General features: G+C 65.6%; 34 protein-coding genes, 1 tRNA gene and 1 pseudogene. 25 read left to right on the forward strand and 11 right to left on the reverse strand.

The window, feature by feature from the left end:
• Positions 1–64 precede the first annotated feature (64 nt).
• From ACVW17_RS23285 to ACVW17_RS23325, 9 genes are all read left to right on the forward strand, one after another.
• Positions 65–466 (forward strand): FixH family protein, encoded by a 402-nt coding sequence (locus tag ACVW17_RS23285; RefSeq protein WP_456754083.1) that lies wholly within the window; start codon positions 65–67, stop codon positions 464–466.
• Complete coding sequence (locus ACVW17_RS23290) at positions 463–1,905, forward strand: efflux RND transporter periplasmic adaptor subunit (RefSeq protein ID WP_456754084.1); 1,443 nt, start codon at positions 463–465, stop codon at positions 1,903–1,905. The genes ACVW17_RS23285 and ACVW17_RS23290 overlap by 4 nt, the downstream gene beginning before the upstream one ends.
• Positions 1,902–5,069 (forward strand): efflux RND transporter permease subunit, encoded by a 3,168-nt coding sequence (locus tag ACVW17_RS23295; RefSeq protein ID WP_456754085.1) that lies wholly within the window; start codon positions 1,902–1,904, stop codon positions 5,067–5,069. The genes ACVW17_RS23290 and ACVW17_RS23295 overlap by 4 nt, the downstream gene beginning before the upstream one ends.
• 139 nt (positions 5,070–5,208) lie before the next feature.
• Positions 5,209–5,634 carry a hypothetical protein gene (locus ACVW17_RS23300; protein ID WP_456797917.1) on the forward strand — a complete coding sequence of 142 codons (426 nt, stop codon included), beginning with the start codon at positions 5,209–5,211 and terminating at the stop codon, positions 5,632–5,634.
• A 76-nt stretch (positions 5,635–5,710) separates the two neighbouring features.
• Positions 5,711–6,010 (forward strand): hypothetical protein, encoded by a 300-nt coding sequence (locus ACVW17_RS23305; protein ID WP_456754087.1) that lies wholly within the window; start codon positions 5,711–5,713, stop codon positions 6,008–6,010.
• A gap of 9 nt (positions 6,011–6,019) precedes the next feature.
• Positions 6,020–7,438, forward strand: coding sequence for a TolC family protein (locus ACVW17_RS23310; RefSeq protein ID WP_456797918.1), 1,419 nt, complete (start codon positions 6,020–6,022; stop codon positions 7,436–7,438).
• Positions 7,439–7,452: 14 nt separating this feature from the next.
• On the forward strand, positions 7,453–8,808 hold the full coding sequence (locus ACVW17_RS23315; protein WP_456754089.1) for a multicopper oxidase family protein: 1,356 nt from the start codon (positions 7,453–7,455) through the stop codon (positions 8,806–8,808).
• Positions 8,809–8,852: 44 nt separating this feature from the next.
• On the forward strand, positions 8,853–9,326 hold the full coding sequence (locus ACVW17_RS23320) for a cupredoxin domain-containing protein (RefSeq protein WP_456754090.1): 474 nt from the start codon (positions 8,853–8,855) through the stop codon (positions 9,324–9,326).
• Between the two features lie 26 nt (positions 9,327–9,352).
• Positions 9,353–9,655, forward strand: coding sequence for a copper-binding protein (locus ACVW17_RS23325; RefSeq protein WP_456754091.1), 303 nt, complete (start codon positions 9,353–9,355; stop codon positions 9,653–9,655).
• A 60-nt stretch (positions 9,656–9,715) separates the two neighbouring features.
• Here the strand turns inward: ACVW17_RS23325 and ACVW17_RS23330 are convergent, their stop codons facing one another.
• Positions 9,716–9,940, reverse strand: a complete 225-nt coding sequence (locus tag ACVW17_RS23330) for a GDCCVxC domain-containing (seleno)protein (protein ID WP_456754092.1) — start codon at positions 9,938–9,940, stop codon at positions 9,716–9,718.
• A gap of 153 nt (positions 9,941–10,093) precedes the next feature.
• On the opposite strand from ACVW17_RS23330, the gene ACVW17_RS23335 reads away from it, so the two are divergent.
• Positions 10,094–10,363, forward strand: a complete 270-nt coding sequence (locus tag ACVW17_RS23335; RefSeq protein ID WP_456754093.1) for a hypothetical protein — start codon at positions 10,094–10,096, stop codon at positions 10,361–10,363.
• Between the two features lie 226 nt (positions 10,364–10,589).
• On the opposite strand, the gene ACVW17_RS23340 is transcribed toward ACVW17_RS23335, so the two are convergent.
• Positions 10,590–10,835 (reverse strand): hypothetical protein, encoded by a 246-nt coding sequence (locus tag ACVW17_RS23340; protein WP_456754094.1) that lies wholly within the window; start codon positions 10,833–10,835, stop codon positions 10,590–10,592.
• A gap of 127 nt (positions 10,836–10,962) precedes the next feature.
• On the opposite strand from ACVW17_RS23340, the gene ACVW17_RS23345 reads away from it, so the two are divergent.
• The gene (locus ACVW17_RS23345) at positions 10,963–11,205 is read left to right on the forward strand and encodes a hypothetical protein (RefSeq protein ID WP_456754095.1); all 243 of its coding nucleotides are present in this window, start codon (positions 10,963–10,965) and stop codon (positions 11,203–11,205) included.
• 44 nt (positions 11,206–11,249) lie between these two features.
• On the forward strand, positions 11,250–12,179 hold the full coding sequence (locus tag ACVW17_RS23350; protein WP_456754096.1) for a DUF1932 domain-containing protein: 930 nt from the start codon (positions 11,250–11,252) through the stop codon (positions 12,177–12,179).
• Positions 12,180–12,352: 173 nt separating this feature from the next.
• Here the strand turns inward: ACVW17_RS23350 and ACVW17_RS23355 are convergent, their stop codons facing one another.
• Positions 12,353–12,910, reverse strand: a complete 558-nt coding sequence (locus tag ACVW17_RS23355; protein ID WP_456754097.1) for a tetratricopeptide repeat protein — start codon at positions 12,908–12,910, stop codon at positions 12,353–12,355.
• Between the two features lie 286 nt (positions 12,911–13,196).
• Here ACVW17_RS23355 and ACVW17_RS23360 point away from each other — a divergent pair, with 286 nt between their 5' ends.
• The 4 genes from ACVW17_RS23360 to ACVW17_RS23375 all read left to right on the forward strand — a co-directional run bounded on the left by ACVW17_RS23360 (position 13,197) and on the right by ACVW17_RS23375 (position 15,642).
• Entirely contained in the window at positions 13,197–13,529 is a 333-nt protein-coding gene (locus ACVW17_RS23360; protein ID WP_456797919.1) for a His-rich protein BRANT, read from the forward strand.
• A 228-nt stretch (positions 13,530–13,757) separates the two neighbouring features.
• Complete coding sequence (locus tag ACVW17_RS23365) at positions 13,758–14,198, forward strand: hypothetical protein (RefSeq protein ID WP_456754099.1); 441 nt, start codon at positions 13,758–13,760, stop codon at positions 14,196–14,198.
• Between the two features lie 289 nt (positions 14,199–14,487).
• A complete protein-coding gene (locus tag ACVW17_RS23370; protein WP_456754100.1) occupies positions 14,488–15,204 on the forward strand; it encodes an outer membrane protein in 717 nt (238 codons plus the stop codon).
• Between the two features lie 198 nt (positions 15,205–15,402).
• Complete coding sequence (locus ACVW17_RS23375) at positions 15,403–15,642, forward strand: DUF6719 family protein (protein ID WP_050625828.1); 240 nt, start codon at positions 15,403–15,405, stop codon at positions 15,640–15,642.
• Positions 15,643–15,702: 60 nt separating this feature from the next.
• Here the strand turns inward: ACVW17_RS23375 and ACVW17_RS23380 are convergent, their stop codons facing one another.
• Entirely contained in the window at positions 15,703–15,954 is a 252-nt protein-coding gene (locus ACVW17_RS23380) for a hypothetical protein (protein ID WP_456754102.1), read from the reverse strand.
• Between the two features lie 486 nt (positions 15,955–16,440).
• Here ACVW17_RS23380 and ACVW17_RS23385 point away from each other — a divergent pair, with 486 nt between their 5' ends.
• The 3 genes and pseudogenes from ACVW17_RS23385 (at position 16,441) to ACVW17_RS23395 (ending at position 18,886) form a co-directional block, all read left to right on the forward strand.
• Positions 16,441–16,809: a hypothetical protein gene (locus ACVW17_RS23385; protein ID WP_456754103.1), complete on the forward strand. Its 369-nt coding sequence runs from the start codon at positions 16,441–16,443 to the stop codon at positions 16,807–16,809.
• Positions 16,806–17,655, forward strand: a pseudogene (locus ACVW17_RS23390) (alpha/beta fold hydrolase). The gene ACVW17_RS23385 and the pseudogene ACVW17_RS23390 overlap by 4 nt, the downstream one beginning before the upstream one ends.
• Before the next feature lie 73 nt (positions 17,656–17,728).
• Complete coding sequence (locus tag ACVW17_RS23395; protein WP_456754105.1) at positions 17,729–18,886, forward strand: DUF2652 domain-containing protein; 1,158 nt, start codon at positions 17,729–17,731, stop codon at positions 18,884–18,886.
• A gap of 33 nt (positions 18,887–18,919) precedes the next feature.
• Here ACVW17_RS23395 and ACVW17_RS23400 read toward each other — a convergent pair whose 3' ends face one another.
• The 4 genes from ACVW17_RS23400 to ACVW17_RS23415 all read right to left on the reverse strand — a co-directional run bounded on the left by ACVW17_RS23400 (position 18,920) and on the right by ACVW17_RS23415 (position 20,359).
• Positions 18,920–19,474, reverse strand: coding sequence for a hypothetical protein (locus ACVW17_RS23400; RefSeq protein ID WP_456754106.1), 555 nt, complete (start codon positions 19,472–19,474; stop codon positions 18,920–18,922).
• A gap of 135 nt (positions 19,475–19,609) precedes the next feature.
• The gene (locus tag ACVW17_RS23405) at positions 19,610–19,828 is read right to left on the reverse strand and encodes a hypothetical protein (RefSeq protein ID WP_456754107.1); all 219 of its coding nucleotides are present in this window, start codon (positions 19,826–19,828) and stop codon (positions 19,610–19,612) included.
• Positions 19,829–19,933: 105 nt separating this feature from the next.
• A complete protein-coding gene (locus ACVW17_RS23410) occupies positions 19,934–20,113 on the reverse strand; it encodes a hypothetical protein (protein ID WP_456754108.1) in 180 nt (59 codons plus the stop codon).
• 60 nt (positions 20,114–20,173) lie between these two features.
• Positions 20,174–20,359 carry a hypothetical protein gene (locus ACVW17_RS23415; RefSeq protein WP_456754109.1) on the reverse strand — a complete coding sequence of 62 codons (186 nt, stop codon included), beginning with the start codon at positions 20,357–20,359 and terminating at the stop codon, positions 20,174–20,176.
• Between the two features lie 308 nt (positions 20,360–20,667).
• On the opposite strand from ACVW17_RS23415, the gene ACVW17_RS23420 reads away from it, so the two are divergent.
• Positions 20,668–20,967, forward strand: a complete 300-nt coding sequence (locus ACVW17_RS23420; protein WP_456754110.1) for a hypothetical protein — start codon at positions 20,668–20,670, stop codon at positions 20,965–20,967.
• 31 nt (positions 20,968–20,998) lie between these two features.
• Here the strand turns inward: ACVW17_RS23420 and ACVW17_RS23425 are convergent, their stop codons facing one another.
• Entirely contained in the window at positions 20,999–21,181 is a 183-nt protein-coding gene (locus ACVW17_RS23425; protein WP_456754111.1) for a hypothetical protein, read from the reverse strand.
• Between the two features lie 175 nt (positions 21,182–21,356).
• The gene (locus ACVW17_RS23430; RefSeq protein ID WP_456754112.1) at positions 21,357–21,671 is read right to left on the reverse strand and encodes a DUF5658 family protein; all 315 of its coding nucleotides are present in this window, start codon (positions 21,669–21,671) and stop codon (positions 21,357–21,359) included.
• 155 nt (positions 21,672–21,826) lie between these two features.
• Here ACVW17_RS23430 and ACVW17_RS23435 point away from each other — a divergent pair.
• Positions 21,827–21,901: transfer RNA gene (locus tag ACVW17_RS23435), tRNA-Thr, on the forward strand.
• A 120-nt stretch (positions 21,902–22,021) separates the two neighbouring features.
• Here the strand turns inward: ACVW17_RS23435 and ACVW17_RS23440 are convergent.
• A complete protein-coding gene (locus ACVW17_RS23440; protein ID WP_456754113.1) occupies positions 22,022–22,459 on the reverse strand; it encodes a hypothetical protein in 438 nt (145 codons plus the stop codon).
• 208 nt (positions 22,460–22,667) lie between these two features.
• Here ACVW17_RS23440 and ACVW17_RS23445 point away from each other — a divergent pair, with 208 nt between their 5' ends.
• The 4 genes from ACVW17_RS23445 (at position 22,668) to ACVW17_RS23460 (ending at position 25,326) form a co-directional block, all read left to right on the forward strand.
• Positions 22,668–23,384, forward strand: a complete 717-nt coding sequence (locus ACVW17_RS23445; protein WP_456754114.1) for a dienelactone hydrolase family protein — start codon at positions 22,668–22,670, stop codon at positions 23,382–23,384.
• 70 nt (positions 23,385–23,454) lie between these two features.
• Positions 23,455–24,150 carry a HoxN/HupN/NixA family nickel/cobalt transporter gene (locus ACVW17_RS23450; RefSeq protein WP_456754115.1) on the forward strand — a complete coding sequence of 232 codons (696 nt, stop codon included), beginning with the start codon at positions 23,455–23,457 and terminating at the stop codon, positions 24,148–24,150.
• 174 nt (positions 24,151–24,324) lie between these two features.
• On the forward strand, positions 24,325–24,798 hold the full coding sequence (locus ACVW17_RS23455; protein ID WP_456756511.1) for a hypothetical protein: 474 nt from the start codon (positions 24,325–24,327) through the stop codon (positions 24,796–24,798).
• A gap of 90 nt (positions 24,799–24,888) precedes the next feature.
• Positions 24,889–25,326: a hypothetical protein gene (locus tag ACVW17_RS23460; RefSeq protein ID WP_456754116.1), complete on the forward strand. Its 438-nt coding sequence runs from the start codon at positions 24,889–24,891 to the stop codon at positions 25,324–25,326.

Here is a 25,326-nt window from a genome sequence, read left to right on the forward strand (position 1 = left end):
CGATGGCGCGCGTGGCGTCGCATGCCGCCGACGCGGTTCATCAGACCTATCGAGGATCACACCAATGAAGTTTTTCCAGCTCGCGCGCGCCGCTGCGGCCGCGCTGATCGGCGTTGCCCTGGCCGGCGCACCTGCCCACGCCGAGATCAAGAACTACGAATTCCAGCTCGTGCAGCCGACCGTCAAGGCCGGCGCCGATCGCATCGTGACGGTGCGGCTGGTCGACAAGACCACCGGGAAGGCCGTGCCCGACGCGGTCATCTTCTCGACCCGGCTCGACATGGCGCCGGACGGCATGCAGGAGATGGCCACCAAGGTGACGCCGATGCCGGGCACTGAGCCCGGCACCTACCGGTTCAAGGCGACCTTCGGCATGGCCGGCCGCTGGCAATTGTCGCTCGGCGCCAAGGTGCAGGGCGAGACTGGCTCGGTCGAGAACAAGCTCGTCGTCACGGCCGAGAAATGAGCCGCCTCATCTGGTCCGGCGCTGCCGCTGCGATCGTTGCAGCGGCAGGCGCCGCATGGGTCGGCCACGGCCTGCCGCCGCGGCCGGCGACCGCTGTCATCGTCTCCGCCGCGCATGCGGCGGAGAGCGCCGCGCCGAGCTATTACCGCGATCCCGACGGCAAGCCGTTTTATTCGGCGACGCCAAAACAGACGTCCGACGGGCGTGACTATCTGCCGGTCTATCCGGATGCCGACAGCGAGGCCGGTGAGCCTGCGCAGCCGGCGGAGGTGAAGGCCGCGAAGGCCGAGCGCAAGGTCAAATATTACCGTAACCCGATGGGCCTTCCCGATACCTCGCCGGTGCCGAAGAAGGATTCCATGGGGATGGACTACATCCCCGCCTACGACGGCGAGGACAGCGACGATGGTTCGATCACGCTGTCGCCGGGCAAGATCCAGCGCACCGGCGTCGCGTCGGAAGCCGCGCAGATGCGCCGCATCCGCACGCTGGTCCGGGCGCCCGGCACGATCCAGCTCGACGAGCGTCGCGTCTCCGTCATCGCGATGCGCGCCGAGAGTTATGTGCAGAAGGTCGCCGACGTCACCACCGGCAGTCGGGTGGCGAAGGGCCAGCCGCTGATGGAGATCTACAGCCCGGCGATCTCGTCCGCCGCGGCCGAATATGTCGCGACCATCAGCTCGAAGGCGACCGCCGGCGTCGAGCCCTATGGGCGCGGCTCCAAGCAGCGGCTGACCAACCTCGACGTCCCCGAACCTGTCATCGCCGAGATGGAGAAGAACCGCACCGTTCCGCTCGCGATCCAGTGGCTGTCGCCGCGCGACGGCGTCGTGTTGCAGCGTGCGGCGGTCGAGGGCATGCGGGCGCAGCCCGGCGACGTGCTGTTCCGGATCGCCGACGTGTCGGTGGTGTGGGCGCTTGTCGATGTCGCCGAGCGCGACCTCGGCAGCATCGTGGTCGGGCAGCAGGTCACAGTCCGCGCGCGCAGCTATCCGGGCCGCAGCTACACCGGCCGGATCAGCGTGATCTATCCGCTGGTCAACAAGGAGACGCGCACCGCGCGGGTGCGGATCGAGTTGCAGAATGCCGATCTCGCGCTGCTTCCGGACATGTATGTCGACGCCGAGATCGACACCGGCAGTGCGGCGCCGGTGCTCACCGTGGCCGACAACTCCATCCTCGACACCGGGAGCCGGCAGACTGTGCTGCTCGACCGCGGCAACGGCCGCTTCGAGCCGCGCGAAGTCAAGCTCGGGCGGCGCGGCGAGGGCTATGTCGAAATCCGCGACGGGATCGCGGAGGGCGACGCGGTGGTCACGTCGGCGACCTTCCTGATCGATGCCGAAAGCAATTTGAAGGCGGCGATCAAGGGCTTTGCCGAAGCCGGCACGAAGCAGGCGGCAAGCGAGGGCGGGATGACGGCTGGAGGCAAGCCATGATCGCCCGCGTTATCGCCTGGTCGGCGCGCAATCTGCTGCTGGTGCTGTTCGGCACTGGCTTTGCGGCGGCCGCCGGCCTCTATGCGCTGGTGCATCTGCCGCTCGATGCGATCCCAGATCTCTCCGATACCCAGGTCATCGTCTACACCGAATATCCCGGCCAGGCGCCGCAGGTGATCGAGGACCAGGTCACCTATCCCCTGACCACGGCGATGCTGACGGTGCCGAAGTCGAAGGTCGTGCGCGGCTTCTCGTTCTTCGGCGTCTCTTTCGTCTATGTCATCTTCGAGGACGGCACCGATATCTACTGGGCGCGCTCACGCGTGCTCGAATTCCTCAACGGCGCCGCGGCGCGGCTGCCGGCCGGTGTGTCGCCGACCATCGGTCCCGACGCGACCGGGGTCGGCTGGGTCTACCAATATGCTGTCATGTCGAAGCAGCTCAATTTGGCCGATACGCGCACCATCCAGGACTGGAATTTGAAATTCGCGCTGGCCAGGGCGGAAGGCGTCGCCGAGGTCGCGAGCGTCGGCGGCTTCGTCAAGCAGTACAACGTGATCCTCGATCCGCAGCGGATGCGCGACCGCGGCATCACCATGCAGCGGATGCGCGATGCGATCCGCGCCAGCAATGCCGATGTCGGCGGCCGCACCGTCGAGCTCTCCGAGTTCGAATATGTCATCCGCGGCAAGGGCTATTTGAAGGACATCAACGACCTCGGCAATATCGTGCTGAAGGCCGACAACGGCACGCCGGTGCTGCTGCGCGACGTCGCGCGCGTCGAGCTCGGCCCCGACGAGCGGCGCGGCATCGCCGAGCTCAACGGCGAGGGCGAGGTCGCCAGCGGCATCGTGCTGCAACGCTTCGGCGTCAACGCGCTCGACGTGATCGAGAACGTCAAGAAGCGCTTCAAGGAGATCGCAACCAGCCTGCCGACATCGGTCGAGATCGTGCCGGTCTATGACCGCTCCAATTTGATCTATGCGGCGATCGAGACGCTGAAGCGCACACTGCTCGAGGAGAGCGTCGTGGTCGCGCTGGTCTGCATCGTATTCCTGCTGCATGTCCGCAGCGCGCTAGTCGCGATCCTGATGCTGCCGGTCGGCGTGCTGATGGCGTTCGGCGCGATGAAGTTTTTCGGCATCGGCTCCAACATCATGAGCCTCGGCGGCATCGCGATCGCGATCGGCGCCATGATCGATGCGGCGATCGTGATGATCGAGAACGCGCACAAGCATCTGGAGCGGGCCGAGCCGGGCCGGTCGCGGGTCGCGATCCTGATCGAGGCCGCGGCGGAAGTCGGACCGGCGCTGTTCTTCAGCCTGCTGATCATCACCGTGTCGTTCATGCCGATCTTCACGCTGGAATCGCAGGAGGGGCGGCTGTTCGCGCCGCTCGCCTTCACCAAGACGTTCGCGATGGCGGCGGCGGCGCTGCTGTCGGTGACGCTGGTGCCGGCGCTGATGGTGATCTTCGTCCGCGGCAGGATCATCCCCGAGCATAGGAATCCGATCAACCGCTTCCTGATCTGGATCTACCGTCCCGTCATCAACGGCGTGCTGCGGGCCAAGAGCTTGGTGATCCTGCTCGCGCTCGGTGCCATCGCCGTCTCGGTCTGGCCGGCGCGGCAACTCGGCACCGAGTTCATGCCCGACCTCAACGAGGGCACGCTGCTCTATATGCCGACCACGCTGCCGGGCATTTCGGTGACCAAGGCGGCGGAGTTGTTGCAGATGCAGGATCGGATCATCCGGAGCTTTCCGGAGGTCGGCTCGGTCTACGGCAAGGCCGGCCGCGCGGCGACTGCGACCGATCCGGCGCCGTCGGAGATGTTCGAGACCGTCGTCAACCTCAAGCCGAAGGAGCAATGGCGCAAGGGCCTCACGCTCGACGGCCTGATCGCCGCGATGGACAAGGCGCTGCAATTCCCCGGCGTCTCCAATGCCTGGACCATGCCGATCAAGGCGCGCATCGACATGCTGTCGACTGGCATCCGCACCCCCGTCGGCGTCAAGGTGATCGGTCCCGATCTCACTGTGATCGACAAGCTCGCCCGCCAGGTCGAGCAGGTCGTGAAGGGCGTGCCCGGCACCTCGTCGGCCTATGCCGAGCGCAGCCTCGGCGGCTACTATCTCGAGATCACGCCGAACCGCGAGGCGCTGGCGCGCTACGGCATCGCGGTGCAGGACGTGCAGGACACCATTGCGACCGCGCTCGGCGGCCAGAGCGTGACCACGACGGTCGAGGGACGCCAGCGCTTCACCGTCAACATGCGCTATCCGCGCGACCTGCGCGACAATCCCACCGCGATCGCCAGCGACATCCTGGTGCCGATGCCGGCCGGCGGCGCGGTGCCGCTCGGCGAGGTCGCCGATATCAAACCGGCGCGCGGGCCGACCCTGATCCGGACCGAGAACGGGCAACTCGCGACCTACATCTATGTCGACATCCGCGATCGCGATCTCGGCGGCTATGTCGCGGATGCGCAGCGCGCGGTGCAGGCCGGCGTGCAGTTTCCGCCCGGCACCTATCTGGTCTGGAGCGGGCAATACGAATATCTCGAACGCGCCACGGCGCGGCTCAGGATCGTGGTGCCGGTGACGCTTCTGATCATCTTCCTGTTGCTCTATCTCAACTTCCGCTCGGTGGCGGAGACCATGATCGTGATGCTGTCGCTGCCGTTCGCGCTGGTCGGCGGGTTCTGGCTGATGTGGGTGCTCGGCTTCAACCTGTCGGTCGCCGTCGCGGTCGGCTTCATCGCGCTCGCCGGCGTCGCCGCCGAGACCGGCGTCGTGATGCTGATCTACCTCAACCACGCGCTGGCCGAGATCACGGCGCGTCGCGCCGCCGAGGGACGGCCAGTCGATCGCGACGATCTCAATCGCGCGATCATCGAAGGCGCGGTCGAGCGGGTGCGGCCGAAGATGATGACGGTGGTCGCCATCATGGCCGGGCTGTTGCCGATCATGTGGAGCACCGGCACCGGTTCCGAGATCATGCAGCGCATCGCGGTGCCTGTCATCGGCGGCATGATCTCGTCGACCCTGCTGACGCTGATCGTGATTCCCGCGATCTTCGCCGTGGTGAAGGGGATCGAGATCCGGGCCAAGGTTCCCGAACCAGAGGCCGCTGTGGCCGCCGTGCGACAGCAAGCACGGTTGTGATCGGAACACGAAGCCTGCTTGCGATTTGGGCTGGATGAACGATACCCTTAGGGGGTATGTATTGATTTGCGGTAGCTTGCGGCGCGGATGAATCGGAGCGATCGGGCGGGTGTTGGTGCGGTTGAACAGGCGAGGGCGGGTGCGGGCGGGATGTTCCATCATCCTGGCCTATCTGTTCTGCGTGATCGCGCCGCCATTTGCGCTGGCATTCGGGGCGCCGTTTCCATGCCTGACCGACGAGGTCCAGCCGGCCGTCGCGGTGCACATGCATGATGCCGCGATGCCGATGGCACATGCCGAGCATGTCGCGCATGATCATGCCGCCCACGATCATGGCGGCATGCACATGCATCACGCGGACGATGGTGCTCAACCCGCAACGCACAGCCACGACGGCAAGAACATGCCGGGCCCGTGCTGCGCCTTGATGTGCGTATCGGCGCTGCCGGCCGATCTTCCCCTGGTCGCCGGTCCCTTGCACCCGATCGCGACCCGTCTCGCCGAGGCCATTCAGAGCCTGCGCAGCGAGGCGCCGGCGCTACTCTATCGTCCCCCCATCGCCTGATCCTGAGCTGACATCGTGGCTGCGCCGCGGGCTCGCGTGCGCATGCCTGTGATTCACTGATGATCGGGACAGACCCATGTTTTCGCATCTCGGGGCGAGGCTCGCCGCCGTAGCCACGCAGCGTGGCCGGCGCGCGCTACCCACATTCGTGCCGCGGATCGCCGCCGTCATGCTCGCGGCCGCGCCGCTCGCCGGCTGCATCGCCGATGGACGGCCGGTCGCCGTCGCGGGCGATCCGGCAAATCCGTCGGCGCGCACGGCCGGTGTCGGCTACCGCTCGACGATTGCGCCTTACGAAAGCCTGCGTCCGGCGACGCCGCTACCCTGGCGCGAGCGCAATGACGGCGTGACGCCGCCGGCCAAATCGGACCGGTAGGAGGGCGCCATGCGACATCTGGCCATTGCGCCGATCCTGCTGCTGACATCCGCGCTCGCGGGCTGCGCGTCGTTCTCGCCCGACACCGGCATGGGCGTGGTCTCCGAAGTGACGGAGAGGGCGATCGGCAAGGACGTCGCCTTCGTGCGTTCCGCGGACGAGGCCGCGACCACCGATGCCCTAGTGAAGCGGCTGCTGGCGCGCAATTTGACGGCGGATGCCGCCGTGCAGGTCGCGCTGTTGAACAACAAGGGTTTGCAGGCGGCCTATAACGAGCTGGCGCTGGCGGAGACCGACCTGGTCGCCGACAGCCTGCCGCCGAACCCGACCTTCTCGTTACAGCGCATCACCGGCAACGGCGCCAGCGAGGTCGAGCGGCAGGTGGTCGGCGACATCCTGGCGCTGGCGACGCTGCCGGTCCGCTCCGAGATCGCACGCGAGCGTTTCCGGCAGGCGCAGCTCAAGGCCGCGCTCGCCACCCTGCGGCTCGCCGCCGAGGTCCGGCGCAGCCACGTTGCCGCGGTCGCCGCCAACGAGACGGTCGCGCTGCTGACGGATGCGAAGGCGACCGCGGAGTCGACTGCGCAACTTGCAAAAAAGCTCGGCGAGACCGGCGGCATGAACAAGCTCGACCAGGCCCGCGAGCAGGTGTTCTACGCCGAGATCACGGCTGACCTCGCCAGCGCGCGGCAGAACGCGGCGAGCGCGCGCGAGCGGCTGGCGCGCCTGCTCGGATTGTGGGACGGCGATCTCGGCTTCCGGATTGCGGACCGGCTGCCGTTGCTGCCGAAGCGGCCACTGCAACAGCCGTCGATCGAGGTCGCCGCGGTCGGTCACCGCGTCGATCTGCAGATCGCGCGGATGGAAATCATAGCCCTCGCCAAGGCGCTCGATCTCACCGAGGCGACCCGCTTCGTCACGCTGCTCGACGTCGCCGGCATCGACAGGCGGACGCAGGATCCCGAAGGCCCACCGTTCAGGGAACGCGGCTTCGACGTCCAGTTCCAGATCCCGATTTTCGATGGCGGCGAGGTGCGGGTCCGGCAGGCGGCCGAGACCTACCGGCAGGCGATGAACCGCCTGACCGAGAAGGCGATCAACGTCCGCTCCGAGGCGCGCGACGCCTACCGCGTCTACCGCTCGACCTACGACATCGCGCGCCACTACCAGCGCGAGGTGCTGCCGCTGCGGCAGATCATCACCGAGGAGATGCAGCTGCGCTTCTCCAGCATGCAGGTCGACGTGTTCGCGCTGCTGACCGAAGCGCGGCAGCGGCTCGCCTCGCTGCGCGCGGCGATCGACGCCAGGCGTGACTTCTGGCTGGCGCAATCCGATCTGCAAACCGCGATCAACGGCGGCGGTTCGGCCGGCGCAGCATCGGCACCATCGTCCGTCGCTTCGGCCGCACCCGCCGCCAGCGATCATTGAATGGAGACAACACGATGTTCTCACGGCGTGGATTTCTCGGCAGCGCGGCGCTGGTGACGGCGAGCGCAGTCACCGGCCGGGTGCAGGCCGCTGCCATCCCGGAAGCACCAACCATGGACAAGGCGGTGACGCAGCCGCCGCTGCATCCGACCAGCGGGCCCGACTACCGGCCCGTGGTCACGCTCAACGGCTGGACGCTGCCGTGGCGGATGAACGGCGACTGGAAGGAATTCCATCTCGTCGCCGAGCCCGTGGTGCGCGAATTCGCCGACGGCATGAAGGCCAATCTCTGGGGCTATAACGGCCAGGCGCCGGGCCCGACCATCGAGGCGGTCGAGGGCGACAAGGTGCGCATCTTCGTCACCAACAAATTGCCGGAGCACACCACGGTGCACTGGCACGGCATGATCGTGCCGGCAGGCATGGACGGTGTCGGCGGTCTCAACCAGCCGCACATCAAGCCGGGCAAGACCTTCGTCTACGAGTTCGAGCTCAAGCACAGCGGGACCTTCATGTACCATCCCCATTCCGACGAGATGGTGCAGATGGCGATGGGCATGATGGGGATGTTCATCGTGCACCCGCGCGACCCGGCATTCCGCCCGGTCGACCGCGACTTCGTCTTCATCATGAGCAGCTACCTGATCGACCCTGGCACGTACCTGCCGAAGGTCAACGAGATGACCGACTTCAACATGTGGACCTGGAACAGCCGGGTCTATCCCGGCATCGATCCGATGCCGATCCGGCTCGGCGACAGGATCCGGGTGCGGATCGGCAACCTGACCATGACCAACCATCCGATCCATGTGCACGGGCACAATTTCAGGGTGACCTGCACCGACGGCGGCTGGGTGCCGGAGAGTGCGCAATATCCGGAGACCACGACCGACGTGCCGGTCGGTGCGGTCAGGGCCTTCGACATGCTCGCCGACAATCCGGGCGACTGGGCGTTCCACTGCCACAAGTCGCACCACACCATGAACGCGATGGGTCACGACGTCAGGAATTTCATCGGCGTGTCGCGGCAGGATCTCGCGAAGGTGGTCGGCAAGCTCGCGCCTGACGCCATGGTGATGGGATCGACCGGGATGGCGATGGGCAACATGGAGATGCCCGCGCCCGACAACACGCTGCCGATGATGACCGGCATCGGGCCGTTCGGGTCGATCGAGATGGGCGGCATGTTCACGGTGATGAAGATCCGCGAGGGGCTCGGCCGCGACGATTACAGCGATCCCGGTCCCTACAATTATCCGCCGGGCACCGTTGCCTACGAGGTCGACGCGCCGGCCGCCGAGCCCGCGCGGCAGCCACCGGCCGCGCCCGAGCGAAACGCCAAGCCATCGATGAGGGGAATGAAGATGTAGCGGATCACGCCCATCGCCCACGAACAACACGCAGCAAATCAAAAATGGAGACTCCAGTGAAGAACATCACCACGATCGGCATCGCGCTCGCTGCGCTGTCGCTCACCGCCGTGCCGTCGCGCGGCCACGAAAAGCACGATCACCAATCCTATTCGGCGGGCGAGCCCGGCGATCCCGGCAAGCCGTCGCGCACGGTCGAGATCGAGATGAAGGAGATGGAGTTCACGCCGTTCCGCGTCGAGGTCAAGCGCGGCGAGCAGATCCGATTCGTGATCAGGAATGCCGGCACCGAGGATCACGAATTCCTGCTGGCGACCACCGCGGAGAATTTGAAGCATGCGGAGGTGATGAAGAAGCATCCGCACATGGAGCACGACGATCCGAACGGCGTTCGCGTGGCGCCGAAGAAGAGCGCGGAGATCGTCTGGAAGTTCACCAAGGCCGGGACGTTCGAATATGCCTGCCTGATCCCCGATCACCGCGAGTACGGGATGACCGGCCGCGTCATCGTGAAATGAAACCAGCAACGAGAAGGACGACAATGATGAACAGGATGATCCGGATTGCAGGCGCTGGCGCCGCCGCGCTGGCGCTGACGCTGGGCGCGACGTTCGCGCAGGCCGCAGCGATCAACGGCGAGGTCAAGAAGATCGACGAGGGCGCGGGCAAGATCACGCTCAAGCACGGCCCGGCCAGGAGCCTCGGCATGGATGAGCCGATGACCATGGTCTACCGGGTCAAGGATCCCGCGCTGCTCAAGCAGGTGAAGGTCGGCGACAAGGTCAAGTTCGAAGCCCAGGAAGGCGACGGCGGCTACACCGTCACGGCGATCCAGAAGACGAAGTGAGGCGATGACCGGGGTCGCGGCGTTCGGCGCGCGATGCCGGTCGCACTGTTCGCAAGCCGATCATCGGCCGCCACACGCGGCATCGCCGCAGCATTGTCCGTTCGCCTGGACCGGAGGGCACGGCACCGAGCCGTAGGAGCAGAACACGCAGCAATCGCCGGCCTTGGGCTTGAGGCGAATGCCGCAGTCCGCGCAGTCGTAGAAGAACTGGCAGGCGTCGGTCGGCATGGTCTCGGCCTTGGCGAAGCCGCAGGCCGGGCAGGTCAGGGTGGAGAGCAGTTGCATGTTGGCTTCGTGGACTCCGGTTGAGCCGTCCCCGCCGGGGCGATCCGCCGCCGGTGATTGATATTAACTCTGCCGCGCCGGCGATGCGCCGGCGTTGGAACGCGATCGGTCGTGGCGCGTTGCTGTGCATTGTCGATGTGCAGAAGGCTCCCCATGACAGTCAACGCGGCGATACTGATGGCGGCTCTGGTGCTGTCGGGAACCGTGTTGGCGCAGAGCTCCGGCCCTTCGGCCGGGACCGGGCAGGCCACCAAATTGACCACCACCGGCCAGGCGCTGAACGACACAGGGAAGACGGGCGAGGGCGCGCCGCCGATCGAGCGGGCCGCGCGCCCGGCAAGGCCGGCGGACACCGCCGATGGCGGCACGGTCGGCACGAGCCTTCCGCAGAAGCCGGACCGGCGCCTCGAGCACTACCCGTAACTATCTGCAATCGTTCGTATTCTTTGGAACTCTTCTTGATTAAACACCTCCCGAAGCGGTGCGACGCGCCACTGTCTTGATCCTGTCACGCCAGGTCGGTTAGCCCAGCGTTCTGATTGAATGCGATGGGCTGGTCATGGCCGGGGCGAGCCGGGCGCAGGTTCTTGGACAGGTTCTTGGACAGCTCCTTGGGATGGATCGGCAGATCGGCCGCGTGCTGGTCGTCCTAGCGGTTGCGCAGATCGTCGGCTGGGGCACGCTTGGCCTGCCGGCGATTGCCGGCCACCGGATTGCGGCCGATCTCCACCTTTCGCTGCCGCTGGTGTTCGGCGGCACCTCGACGCTCTACGTAACCATGGGCCTGTGCGGCCCGCTGCTGGTGGAACCGTTCCGGCGGGTCGGCGCGCGGCGGGTGATGATGACCGGCAGCGCGGTCGCCGCGCTCGGGTTCATCGCTCTCGCCTGCGCGCATGACGCGGCGGGTTACTTCATCGCCTGGACGATACTTGGGATGGCCGGAAGCGCGGCGCTGAGCACGGCCGCCTACATCATGCTGAACGAGTGGCCGGGCGGAACGCGAAGAGTGCGATCGGTGCGCAGTGGCGCGGGCGACGATCCCGCTGGTGTTCTACGACAAGAGTGCGTTCGCCAAGACGACCTCGCATATCGCGTTGCCGCTCAACCTGATCTCGGCGGCCTCGCCGCCGGCGCTCGCCTATCTGCTGACCCGGTTCGGCAGCAACGCCGTGCTGGAGCTCGCCTTCGCCTGTTCGGTCGGCGCGCTGGTCATGGTCGCCATTCTCGGCCGCCGGCGCGAGGTCGGGATCGCCGCCGGATCGTGAGAAACCGTCGCATCCGGGCACGGTTCTTGCTTCGTGAGAGTTGCATGACGCAAGAGGTTGTGATGACCCGCATGCGCATCGGCTTTGTCGGCTTCGGCGAGGCAGCGCAGTGCTTCGCCGCCCACCTCGCAAGCAAGGACGGTGCGGCGCCGTTGGTGTTTTGCGAGGGCAACACCAATCGTCCGCCGTATTCGGATGCGTTCCGGGGCATGGCGTCCGCCTGCGGGGTCGAACTGGTCGACAGCCTGCCAGCGCTGATGGCGCGCGCCGACATCGTGTTCTCGGCGGTCGTGGTCGCGACGGCCGCGCCAGTGGGCCAAGCCATCGCCAGCCTGGTTCGGCCTGACATGCTGGTGGTCGACGTCAACGCGTCCACGCCGAGGATCAAGCGATCAGTCGGCGAGGCCGTGGCGGCGAATGGTGGCGCCTATGTCGATGCCAATCTGATGGGCGCGGTCAGCATCTATGGCGCGGCAGTGCCGCTGTACTGCTCGGGCAACGGCGCCGCGCGCTTTGCCGAGGCGTTCGCGCCGCTGGGCTTTACGATCGAGCTTGCCGGCCCGGAGGCCGGCACCGCGGCAGCGGTGAAGATGCTGCGCAGCGTCGTGACGAAGGGCATGGAGGCGCTGATCGTGGAAGCGCTGACCGCAGCCTCGCTCGCGGGGGTTCGCAGCGAAGCGCTGCGCGGCATTTGCGAACCGATGGACGCGACGCGCTACAGCAAATTCGTCGACATGTGCGTGCGCACCGATGTGCTGCACGCCGAGCGCCGTGCCGTGGAGATGGACGGCGTCGCGGAGGGGCTGCGGGAAATCGGCCTGCTACCGATCATGACCGAAGCGACTGCCGCGCGGCTCAGGACATCGGCGCGGCTCGGCCTGCGCGACGATTTCGCGGCGCGTCCGTCTTACAGCGCCGACGATGTGCTCGATGCCTATGCTGCGCGAGCGGCCACTAGCTCCCAAGATGGCTAGAGCGCAGCGAAACCCATCACCTTCGATCAGCGCGGAGGCATGATGGGTATCGCTTCCGCCTTCGCTCTTCGAGCTACGGCGGACAAGTCGCTCCACCTACGCTGCAACGGCTGCAAAAAAACCGGCGTGGTCGTTGTGACCACGCCGGCTCGATTGGGGAGACGGTCGACCGTTCAGTAAACCAGGCCGGTGCCCGGGGGCTTCTCCAGCGCTGCGGCGAGCGAGCGGTATTCGTCGCTGTTGGTGCCGGCGAGCTGGGCGATGCGGTTCAGGTGATACTGCGCCTGGTCGCGGTTGCCCTGTTCGACCTGCCAGAGGCCGTAATACTGCCAGGTGCGAACATGGGCCGGGTCGGCCTTCAGCGCGCGCTCGTACCAGATCTGCGAGACCTTGTAGTCGCCGAGCTTGCGATAGGAGTAGCCGATCAGGTTGGCGACGTCGGCACGGTCGTCCTGGCCGAGCGCCTTCAGCTGCTCGATCGCGGCGGTGTAATCGTGCTTGTCGTAGATCGTGGTATAGGCTGCGCGATAGCCGGCCAGGAACTTCTGATCGTCGATCGCGGAGCTCTTGTCCTTCTTCGCCTTCTTGCCCTTGCTGCCGCTGTCGGAAGCCGGCGGCGAGGGATTGTCGCTGCCCGCGGCATAGGCCGAGACGACCGGCGCGGCGGCGAGGGTCATCGAGAGCACTGCGAGGCCCAAAATTTTCCAACGAAACTGCGGCGTCTTGCTCATTCCTGGTTGCTCCTGATCGTTCCTGATCGTGCTCGGCAATCCTACACCGAAGCCTGATGACTTGAACACCCAGGGGTGCAGAACATTCCCGGCCGAATCCACGATTGCGTGATGTCGGCGAGCGGCCGGCCGCAGCGGCAACATGACCAAGATGTCATTCACATGAATGAATTCCGTCCATGCCCTTCAGAACGGGTTCAGTGCGTGACCCCTAAGTTCGCATGCATTGATCGGTGAGGCCGACCATCCGGCCGGAGACCTCTCGATCCCGCAGAGGAGGACCACCATGTTGAAGACGATTTCCGCCGCGCTGCTCGCCATGTCCGTGATCGCAGCGCCCGCGCTGGCCGCCGAGACCGGCAAGACCGCAACCCCCGCGCCGGCGACCACGACCGCCCCGGCGACCAAGGCTGCCCCCGTCGTCAAGAGCGAGCAGCTGCCCTCGAAGGTGCGCAACGCCAACGCCCGGATGCACCACAAGCACTATCGCCATCACCGCCACCACAAGCACATGGGCATGCTGAAGGTGAAGTCGCCGAAGCACGCGACCAAGCACGCCTCCAAGCACATTCCGGCCAAGGTCGCCACCAAGCACGTCGTGCCGGCCAAGCGCGGCTGATCAGCGCGACTGAACCTGATCCGAGGGACGTAGTTCGATCCACATTGCCCCGCTGCTTCCTTTGGATGCAGAACCGGCCCGCTTGTCCATTGCTTCCCCAATGGCGGCGGGCCGGAGTGCGTTTCGGTATTGGCTGAGACCCGGACGCCGGTCGTTTCTGTTCAGGAATAACCGAGTTGCGAATTCCCTTTCGTCACCCGCCGGTCTATGAGACGCGGCCGGGGCAACATGAAACAGCTGACTTTGCGGACTGCATCACGACTGGCGGCAATCCTGCTGCTCTCGATCCCGCTGGCCGGCTGCCTCACCAGCGACGATGGCGGCGGGCCGACCACCTTCACCGATGACCGCGGCGTCGCCAACCAGCCGTTCCCGGACCGTTACCGCGAGCAGATCCTCGCCTTCATGCGGACCTACCTGAACAACCCGGTCGGAGTCCGCGAGGCCGCGATTGCCGATCCGGCGCAGCGCACGGTCGGCGGCCGGCTGCGCTACGTGGTGTGCCTGCGCTACAGCGCGAAGGACGCCGACGGCAATTACCGGCCGGCCCGGGAGCACGGCGTCATGTTCGTCGACGGCCGGCTCGACCGCATCCTCGACAATGCCGCCGAACAGTGCGCCGGCGCGTCCTACGCGGCATTTCCGGAACTGGAGAAGATGGCGCGCTAAAACCGCGGTGGCTGGTCGCAACCCTGACCGGCGGCCTGATCGAAACGTTAGCGAACTCCGATCACTTTTCGCGGAGCGTTGAACTTCAACTTAGCCGTTTGCGACTTACATGCAGCCGAAATGCGGCTGCTTAACCGGTGAAAAAACCTTCTGTGCCAGGGAACAAACGGGCGTTGTTGCGACCCCGTCACAGCTTGGAAACATCACAGGTCCGGCATTGCCCCAAAGCAACCTAATTGGCGTCACGTTGTTTGGCTTAACAGCGCAGCGTTCGTAACGGGGATCAGAGATGAAGAAGTTTTTGCTCGGCACAGTCGCGCTGGCCGCCCTTGCGGGCCCGGCGTTTGCGGCTGACATGCCGGCCCGCACCTATACCAAGGCACCGCCGCCGTATACCGCACCGGCGCTCGTCTACAACTGGACCGGCTTCTACATCGGCGGCCATGTCGGCGGCGCGTTCACCGACGGCAACAATCTGATGGGCAGCGACGCGCGCTTCATGGGTGGCGTGCAGGGCGGCTTCGACTATCAGTTCGCCCCCAACTGGGTGATGGGCATCGAGGCGCAGTACTCCTGGCTGCCGAGCTCCTCGAACAACGGCCTGACATTCCCCGCCGGAACCGTGGTGACCGGCAACACCGACCAGCTCGGTTCGGTGACCGGCCGGCTCGGCTATACCTGGGGTCCGGCGCTGCTCTACGCTAAGGGCGGCTACGCCTGGCGCGACAACAACAACATCACGGCCTCGGTCGGCGGCGTGCCGACGGCCTTCACGACCGACGGCGGCCACAAGGATGGCTACACGGTCGGTGCCGGCCTGGAATACATGTTCGCCCCGAACTGGTCGGCGAAGGCCGAGTACCAGTACTACAATTTCGGCAAAACCACCTTCACCAGCGGTCCGGCCGACATCGTCGGCGCGAGCTTCCGGAACGACGAACATACCGTCAAGCTCGGGGTCAACTACCGCTTCGGCTGGGGCGGCCCGGTGGGTTCCCGCTACTGATCGTATCTCATCGAGATCGAAAGGCCGGCCTTCGGGCCGGCCTTTTTCGTTGGCCTGGCATTTTTTTTGGCCTGACGCTTGCTTGTTCAGCCGCTATTCACGCCTGATCGTGCAATGCAAAAAATAATTCCTGCATTGCACGGAACTTTCATCGTGATGCGTTATTATGGGAACGCCGGGGCTGGTGGACAAACAAACATGCGTAGTTTTGCGTTAGGGCTGATCCTCTCTGCGGTCGCTGTACCGTGCGTTGCCCAGACTGTCCTTAAATCCGAACCTTTGTCGCTCGCGCCCTATGAGGTCGTGCTGGTGCAGGATGCGTCCTGCACGGCGGGCAAGGTGCTCAAGGTGACGGGCGCGATCCGGGGTCTGCATCGGCGGAAGATTTGCGTGTCGCTCGCCGCCGAGCAGGCTTCGCTGGCGACGGCGACGCCGTAGGCAAGCGGACCGCATTTTCGGCATCCGGCCCGCCATGCGGGACCGGCCGGAGCAGCATCGTCAGTTCAACCGCGGCTCCAGGCGCGCCTCGCGATCGGCATCGGCCTTGTTCTTGACCGGATCCTCGTTCGGCTCGAGCTGGCAGGCCCGGATCTCGTAGTCATTATCCAGCACCGGGCGGGGCGAGGACTTTTCCTCTTCCGAGACCGTATCCACCACCAGCCCGGATTTCCTGGCAAGCTTCCAGACGTCGGCCTCGGTCGGATACGCCTTGCTCAGCTTGGCGTCTTGATAGAACAGCGCATACGGCATTCGTCGTTTCCCCAAACAACCCACGACAACGCCACCGGTGGCCCCGGGTTTCCTCAGAGCTCGCCGTTGCGATCACGGAACCGTGAATGATGATTCCAGGCAAGCATCTGAAAATATGAGTCATTTCGGCCCTTTCGCGAAGGGCCCTGAGTCCTTAATGAGCGGTAAACCCCGGAAAAAAGAATCCCCGGGACTCTCCGGGTAGAATCGCCGGATGTTTCCTTCCATGAGAGCGATCCACCAGCCCCCCTACGAACGCGTGCAACTCGCGCTTGCGGTTGTGCTGCTCGCAGCCTGCGCCGCGAACGTGGCGCTGGTCTGGTCGTGGCTTTGACTCTCGCTTTCCCGGCTCCAGCCAAAATCCGTATGTAGCGGTCCGCGCGAAAATGCCGTGGCCGCGCGACGCCGGCGCCGATTGACGGCTCCCGCATTCCTTCCATCATTGCCGGAGAACGACCCGCTCGGCGGCCGTCGGAGGGAGCTGATATGATCGAAACGCTGAAGCAACGGGTCAATGGCGACGCCGGCCTGGTGCGGCGGGGCCGCTTCCTCACGACGACATTCCTGCTCGAGATCGGCAAGACCGCCTGGCTGATCGCGATCCATGAGGGCCGGATCGTCGCGGTGACCAAGGGGCCGTTCGTGATGCCGTCGTCGTCCTTCGCGCTGCGCACCTCGGAGGAGGAGTGGGGCAAGTTCTGTGAACAGCGGCCGCCGCCGGGCTCCAACGACCTGATGGCGCTGATCAAGCGCCGCGTGCTGAGGGCCGAGGGCGAGTTGCAGATCTTCATGGCGAACCTGCGATACTTCAAGGAGGCGCTCGGCAAGCTGCGCGGCGAGGGAGCGGCGGCATGAGCGCCAAATTCGAGCCGATCGTCGGCCGCTACATGCAGCTCGAGCTGTCCGGCCGTCTGCACCGCGTCTATGTCGAGGAGGCGGGCGAAGGCACGCCGCTGCTCTGCCTGCACACCGCGGGCGCCGACGGGCGGCAAATATCGCGGCCTGATGAACGACCCACGCGTGACGCGCAATCATCGCGTCATCGCCTTCGACATGCCCTGGCACGGCAAGTCGTCGCCGCCGCAAGGCTGGCACGACGAGGAGTACCAACTGACCTCGGCGCAATACACCGCGATGATCCTAGCCGTGATCGACGCGCTCGATCTCGACAGGCCGATCGCGATCGGCTGCTCGATCGGCGGCCGGATCGCGCTGCATCTCGCGCTCGAGCATCCCGAGCGCTTCCGCGCCATCATCGGCCTGCAGGCCGGCGCGCATGTCGATCCCTATTACGATCTGAATTTCCTGCACCGGCCGGACGTCCATGGCGGCGAGGTGGCTGCTGCCATCGTCTCTGGGCTGGTCGGGCCCGACGCGCCCGACAGCGAGCGGTGGGAGACGCTGTGGCACTACATGCAAGGCGGCCCCGGCGTGTTCAAGGGCGATCTCTATTTCTACAAGATCGACGGCGACATCCGCGCCCGCATAGCCGAGATCGACACGAAACGCTGCCCGCTGTTCCTGCTGTCGGGCGAATACGATTATTCCTGCACGCCGGAGGAGACGCTGGCGGTGGCGAACAGCATCGCCGGAGCTGAGGCCACGATCATGAAAGGCCTCGGCCATTTCCCGATGAGCGAAAACCCCGGCGAGTTCTTGAAATACCTGTTGCCGGTGCTGGAGAAGATCGGCGGGCGCTAAACCGCCCTCGACCTCAGGCGCTTCGGTATGACAGACTGCGTATCGTCACGAAACGATTGCGCTGGAGGTCTCGATGCTTCCGAAAGCTGAAGCGGCATATTTCGCGATTGCCGACATCTCCGGCTATACCAACTTCCTCGCAGCGGTCGAGCTCGACCACGCGCAGGATATCATCGCCGATTTCATGGATGTGGTGGTGAAGGGGCTGCGCCCGCCATTTCGTCTCGCCAAGTTCGAGGGCGACGCCGCATTCGTCTACGCGACCGGGACCATCGACGGCTCGCTGCTGCAGGACGCGATCGAGGGCGCCTATTTCAAATTCCGCCGGCGCCTGCGCGACGTCCGCCAGGCCTCGACCTGCGAGTGCAAGGCCTGCGTTGCGATGGGCGATCTCGATTTCAAATTCGTGATCCATCACGGCGAGATGGTGAAGCAGAAGATGGGCGGCCGGGAGGAGCTTGCCGGCCGCGACGTCATCCTGGTCCACCGGCTGCTCAAGAACAGCGTCGGCGAGAAGCTCGGCGGCCGCGCCTACGTGCTCTACAGCGATGCGGCGATCCGCGCCATGGGCGTCGATCCGGCGGCGCAGGGGCTGATCCCGCATCAGGAGACCATCGACATCATCGGCGACGTGACGCTGTGGGCGCGCGACCTCGAAGCGGCGTGGCAGCAGGACGACGCGCAGGTCCGGATGGAGGTGACGCGCGACGATGCCTACGCGATCCTCGAATTCGACATCGCCGCGCCCCGGCAGACGGTGTGGGAGTTCATCACCGTGCCCGGGCAATGGCAGAAATGGTGGGACGCCGACGACATCGTCGAGGAGTCGGGCAAGGGGCGGCGCGGGGTCGGCACCAAAAATCATTGCGCCCACGGCAACCATACCAATGTCGAGGAAACGCTCGACTGGCGTCCGGTCGATTATTTCACGGTCGGGATCACGCTGCCGGTGCCCGGCGCGCCGCGCATCATCATGACCCGGGCCGTTCTGGAACGCCCGGACGGGACGTCGCGTTTCGAGCTACGGATCGCCAGGCCGAAGCCGAAGGACAAGGCGTTCCTCGACGGCGCCGCGGCCAAATTCGCCGAACGCATGACCCAGGCGATCGCCAGCTTGCGATCGATGACGGAAGGCAGGCAGCCTGCCGGCGACGCCCTGGAGGAGCCGGCGCTGACGCGACCAAGCGGGCGCTTCCTGACCGAGCCGGTGAAATCGGGCGCGCAGGGCTGAGGTCGGCAGACGGTAGGGACGAAGGAATGCCGGTTACTTGCCGGAGCGCGGCAGCTCGCTGTTGTCGCGGATCGCAGCGCGGACCTTGGCCATGGTCGTGGTGCAATATTCCTCGCGCTCCCTGAGGAAGCGCTGCTGCTGGGCGCGGAAATTCGCAACCCGCTCCCGCACCTCGGATCCGAAGTCGCCGCTGATGTCGAGTCTTGCGAATTGCGGCGGCTGCGCCGGGGGCGGCGGGACCTCGACGACCGTCACTGCCAAAGGCGGCGGCGCAGCGGGCAGCCCCTCGAGCACGGTCGGCACCGGAAGCGGGGACGGCGTCACCATCCGGGTCTCGGCCGCCGGCTTGATCTCCAGGGCGGCCTTCATCTCCAGAAGGGTCGTCTCGTCCACGGCCGGCTTGTGATCCAGGCTGGGCTTGGCCTCGGCCGTGGCCGCCGCGGCGGCGGGCGGCGGGGCAGGCGCCACTGGCGTGGCCGTCCGTGGGGCAGGCGTCGGCAGCCCGGCGTCGGGCAGCTTGCCCTTCACCGACTGTACGAAAGCCATTGTCTGCGCGATCAGGAGATCGCGTTCCTTCATCCACTTCATGGCGCACCTTGAGCGCGCGGATTCCAGCAAAGCAACCGCGCGGAATCAAGCACTCGCCATCGTGATGGTTGACGAAGACGCCTGTTTCACAGGTGCGGTGACATATTTGTGACAATCGCGCGGTACGTCGGGCAGTCAGCGCTGGCGGGGATTGGTGTTCGGGACGAACGGGGTACCGACGATCCGGACTGGGGTCTGCCCGCTAGCCGATGCCTGATTCGCCGCCGGCGGTGGTGCCGCGTTTGCCGGCGCGGGCGCTGGATCGAGCAGGGCGACGATGCCGGCCGCGGCCATGCTGAGCAGCGTGAAACTGCCCAGAAGCAGCAGATTGCGGTTGGCTTCGCGGACCCTCATGCGCAGAAAATCGCGTGAGAGGGCATAATGTTCCGAACAAATCCTCAGGCATTTTCGCGCAGATTTGGTCCCGCGCTAAAGTAGTGGGTCGGAGCGGCGAGCCGCCTAGTGAGCAGTCGCCTCGGCGGGCGCGCGTTCAGTGCTGCGCGCCTCGATCAGGTCGGCGTAGCGGCCGTACTCCTCGGCCATTTCCAGCAGCTTCTCGCGCACCGCGGCGTCGGTGACCTGGCGGGCCAGCCGCCGCGCCTGATCGGACTGGAAGCGGTAATGTGCTGTGTCGGACATCGTCGGCTCCTCACACATGTGTAAGGGCCGTCCGGCAAAAGGTTCACCAGAGGAAGCGGTTCATTGCAGGGTCTGGGACCGATCGGTCGGCGTGGCGCCGACCGCGCCCGCCCGGTCCTCGCGGACCTCGACCTCGAACCATCCCATCTCCTTCAGCTCGCGCGCCTTCTTCTCGGCCGCGTCTTCGCTGTCGCGCTTCAGCACGATCTGGCTGGTGCCGTCCCGGGCAAGGATCAAATAGGTCATTGGCTGATGTCCCATCCGACATTCTGCATACCGCGTTTCGGGCTGCAAGAACAGAAACAAGGCACGGCATGGGTGATGCTACGGGAAGGATCCCACGATTCCTGCCAAGGGAGGGCGGCGGGCGCGACCCTGGACCGGAGGTTGCGCAACGGGACAGTTCACCATGGCGCAGACCGTGATCGATTGCGCGCTCGAGGTGGCACAGTCTGCACTGCGGGCACGCGCGATCGATGACGTGAAACGTCGGCTGAAGACCGGAATAATACGGCTCTCTCCGTCCTTGTGGGCAATCAAGCGAAGCGCTTTGATTGAATCGCAACGACGTGTTCGGATTGGACCTGGGGACGACGCACGGCGTGAGCCACAAGAAGCTGGATGGAGGACTCGATGCCCAGGCACTTCGGTTTGAAGGCAACATCGACCGCAGGACGGTCGGCGTTCACGGGATCATCAGGGGATTTGCAGCAGCGGACTGCGTCGGCAGCGGCATCGAAGAATCTGGTGCCGGAGGTCGCGCCGGCGTCAAAGCACACTTCGGCGGATTCGGAGCTGCCGTATTCGCCTGCGAGCTGGCGCGGCTGCCGCGGCCGGCGGTCGATCTCGGCTGACTGACAATCCGCGCGGCGCGGCTGGCCGGTCTTATGGCTGGGACGGCTCGTGCTTCTTCTCGCGCTTGAAGTCCATGCGCGCGATGCGTTCGTCGATCTGTCGATTCAGCCGCTCGTCCTGCAGCGTGTCCTTCCTGAACAGCCCGCCGTGCAGCCGATAGGCGAGCAGCAGCAGGACAACAGCACCACCCACGAGATAGTAGGACCAGTCCATCGTCGTCAGAACCGTGCCTTGGCGGCCTCGTTGCCGGGATCAAGCAAGCTTAGGGCGGTTTGCGGCGCCTTGTCCAACGCCATCCTCGGCCACGCCTGCCGAACATTGTTTCGAAACATCAACGGGATGTGACAACGATGCGACGCGAAGCGCGCTGGTCAGCGCTAGCGGCAGCTCAATGGGTGCCCGCGAGGATGATCAGATTGTTGTAGACCGGCGTCGCGATGAAGGCGACCACATAGGCCATCTGGCGTTCGCTCTTGCCGCGCCAAAGCATCCACATCACGAGATAGGTCAGGCCCAGCTTGGCGATCAGCCACCATTCGCCCAGCCACTCCTGGGTGAACCGCATGAACGGGTTGAGCTCACCCATTCCGCGCTGCAATATCTCATTGGTGGTGATGAGATCCGAGTAACCCATCAGCAGGGCGCAGACCAACAGCGTTGCCTTCAGCAAAGACGTCCGTGCCCGCAGCTGCTGTTCCGTCATCAGGTGTTCGCCCGAATCTGTTTGTGGCTCCCGGTTCCCAATCTTGCGGAACCTTTGCGGTGAGTGCAAGCCTCAAAGCTTGGGGCGAGGCTTGGCCTTGGTTCTGGCTCTGCCGCACCAAGTCTGCTATGCGAGCGCGCAAATCACGCCATTTCGCCGGCTTAGCTCAGCGGTAGAGCAGCAGTTTTGTAAACTGAAGGTCGGGGGTTCAATCCCCTCAGCCGGCACCAGCTTTCGATGCTGGCTCAGGCGTGGCGCCCGCTCGGCTCGGCCAGAGCATTTCGCCTCCGGCCGGACGGCAAAAAGGCGGCCCGAAGGCCGCCCCTTGCATCGCTGCACGTTCGCCTGAGCTATTGGCAGGGGTGCCGGAGGCCGTCGCTGCCGCGGAACCAGGTGCCGGGGGTGCAGGCAAGGCCGTTCTGCCGCGCATATTCCTCGCTGCCCATCGGGGCGCCGCGATAATAGTCGGGACCGCCGAACGGGGCGGTGGCGATCGCAGCCGCGGTGCCGACCGCGCCGCCGACCACGCCGGCGGCGACGTCGGCCGGGCCGGGATCATAACGATTGTAGCTGTCTTGCCAGCTCGGGTTCTGCCAGTCGCGATCGCGCCGGTAGGCGCGGTGATGATACGCGGTCGCGGTGGTGCCCGGTGTCATTGTCTGGCATCGGGCGTCCGGTGTGGCATTGGAGCAGCGCACGGCGGTGCCGATGGCCTGTTGCGCCATCGCGGGGCCGGCCATGGCTGTCGCGAGCAGGGCTGCCGCACCAAGAATTTTCAGTTGTGTCATGCAAGATCTCCTCTCGTCATCGTGGTGAGCTAATCTCGCTGTGCCGCGCCTGTTCCGGCGCAGCCTTGCCCCGCGTTCAAACCAGTGTGAAGTTCCGGTCGCGCGCGCATGATGCGTTCCGGATCACGGTCGATTTTGTTTGAGCATGATCCGTATCGGAAAACCGGTGCCCATTTTTCCGGATCATGCTGCTTTTGACGAGAATTGCATGCACACAGGTGACATCGACTACGCCGGCGGCGACGCCAATCTGCGCGGCTATCTCGCATTCAACGACCGCGGCGCAAAGCGTCCGGGCGTGCTGGTGTTCCACGAGGGACTCGGGCTCGGCGATTTCGCGATGGAGCGGGCGCGCAGGCTTGCCGCGCACGGCTATGTCGCGTTCGCGGCCGACATGTTCGGCGATCGGCGACAGGCTGCCGATCTGCCGCAGGCGATGGCGCTGATCGGCGAGTTGCGCACCGATGCGGCGAAACTCCGCGCCCGGGCGCGCGCCGCGCTTGCGACACTTACCGCACTGCCCGAGGTCGATGCCACCAGATGTGCGGCGATCGGCTTCTGCTTCGGCGGCACCGTTGCGCTCGAGCTCGCGCGCGATGGCGCCGAGCTCAAGGCCGTCGTCAGCTTCCACGGCGTGCTCTCGACCACGCAGCCTGCGGCGGAAGGTCGGGTGAAAGCGAGCGTGCTGGTATTGACCGGCGCCGACGATCCGTTGGCGCCGCCCGATCAGGTCACCGCGTTCGAGAGCGAGATGCGCGCCGGCAAGGTTGCCGACTGGCAGGTGATCAGCTACGGCAACACGCTGCATGGCTTCACCAATCCGACCGCGGACGGCTCGATCATGAAGTCGGCGCTCTACGATGCGCGGGCCGATCGCCGCTCCTGGGCGGCGATGCAGGGCCTGTTTGACGAGGTGCTTGTCTGAGGATGCGCTGGCCTGACAAGATCAGCGATCTGGTGTTTGATCTGTCGTCACGCGCCGGCGCGGAGGGTTGATGTTCGGAATCTTGAGTCTTGGTTTTCTGCTCGGCATGCAGCATGCGCTGGAGCCGGATCACATCGCAGCCGTGTCCAGCATCGCCGCGCGCCGCACCCATGTCGGTGACATCGTCAAGCACGGCCTGACCTGGGGTCTCGGCCACACGCTCACGCTGTTCATCTTTGCCGGTGCGGCGATTCTGCTCGGGCGCGCGATTCCGGAAACGGTCGCGGCGCCGATCGAGACCGCGGTCGGCATCATGCTGGTCGGCCTCGGCGCCCATGTCTGGTGGCGGCTGTGGAGCGACCGCGTGCACTTCCACACCCATTCGCATGGCGACGGTGCCACGCATTTCCACGCCCACAGCCATGCCGGCGAGACCCTGCCGCACGTCCGCGCCGCGCACAGCCATGCGCACGGCTTCCGCTGGCGCACGCTGCTGGTCGGCCTGATGCACGGCATGGCGGGCTCGGCGGCCTTGCTGGTGCTGACCGTGTCGCAAGCCCCGAATCCTGCTGTTGGCCTCGGCTATGTCGCGCTATTCGGTATCGGCTCGATGATCGGTATGGGCGTGCTGTCCAGCGTGATTGCGGTGCCTCTGGCGGCCTCGGCACGCTGGCTGACCTGGGCCAATCGCGGCCTGCAGGTGGCGGTCGGCGCGGTCACGATCGCGATCGGCATTCATTCGATCATCGAGAACGCCTTCGCCTGACGCACAGGTGCTTACCGGGCGGCCGTTAACGATTTCTGATCCCACCCGGCTGCATTGACCGGATGCCGATGCTTACGCGTTAGGCTTACCGCCAGTTTGGCCCGCGTCCTTAACCCTTCCGCCAAGCCATTGGATTAGGCTGCGGATGGAACAATTCGGGACGGCTGGGTGAACATGCGCGCAAGTCTTGCGCTGGCGATATTGGCTGCGATGACCTCGACGGCGCTGGCCGGCGGCGGCTTCGACATCGTCGTGCCCTCGCGGCCCGGCGTACCCATCATCATCAACGGCGTCGACGCCTCCTATGCGGTGGTCGAAAGTGCGATGGGGCTCGCCCGCAACGACTCGATGGTGCCGACCGTCTATGGCGGCCGCCCGATCGATCCCGAGCCGAATGTCGGCCATTATTATCCGAGCCTCGGCCGCATGCCGGGCTACGGTCGGCTCGAGATCGAGCCGCCGGCCAACCGCAAGCTGCCCAAGCCGGCCGAGAGCTATCACGAATCATGGTCGGCGCACTCCGCGCCGCTGCCGGCGCAGTCCAACGTGCCGGTCGATCCGCCGCCGGTGATCTACGCGCCCGAGTTCAATGGGCCGCGGCCGTTGCCGGGGCCGCCGATGCGGTCACCGCGACCGAGAGGCCCCTAAATCGAGCCCTCAGGCAGAGGGCCCTTCATAGCCACCAAGAGCTACGCGACGAACAGAGAGACCTACAGGCAAGATCTACAGGAGAGAGTAATGCGTCAAATGATCAAGGGACTGATTGCGGCCGTGGCCGTCATGGTGACCGCGCCCGCAATGGCGTGCGGCTTCAACCCGTGCGGCTATTCCGCGCCCGTCGTGAATTACGGCTGCGGCGGCTGCGGTGGCTATAGCGGTTACGGCGGTTATGGTTACGGCGCGGTCGAGCGTCTGCCCGACCCGGATGCGGCCTATCCCAGCGCGCCGCAGCAGTACTATTACGTCAACCAGGGCCCGACCTATACCGGCCCGGGCAATTGGGCCCCGCGTCCGTATTACCGCGAAGGCTACGGCCGCCCGTATTACGGCTATCGCCACTATGGCTACCGTCATTACGGCTACCGCCATCACTACGGCTACCGCCCGCACTATGGCTATCGCTACGGCTACGCGCCGCATCGCTACGGCCATCCGGTGCTGCGCCGCTACTACTGA

The organism is Bradyrhizobium sp. USDA 4473 (assembly GCF_054063335.1).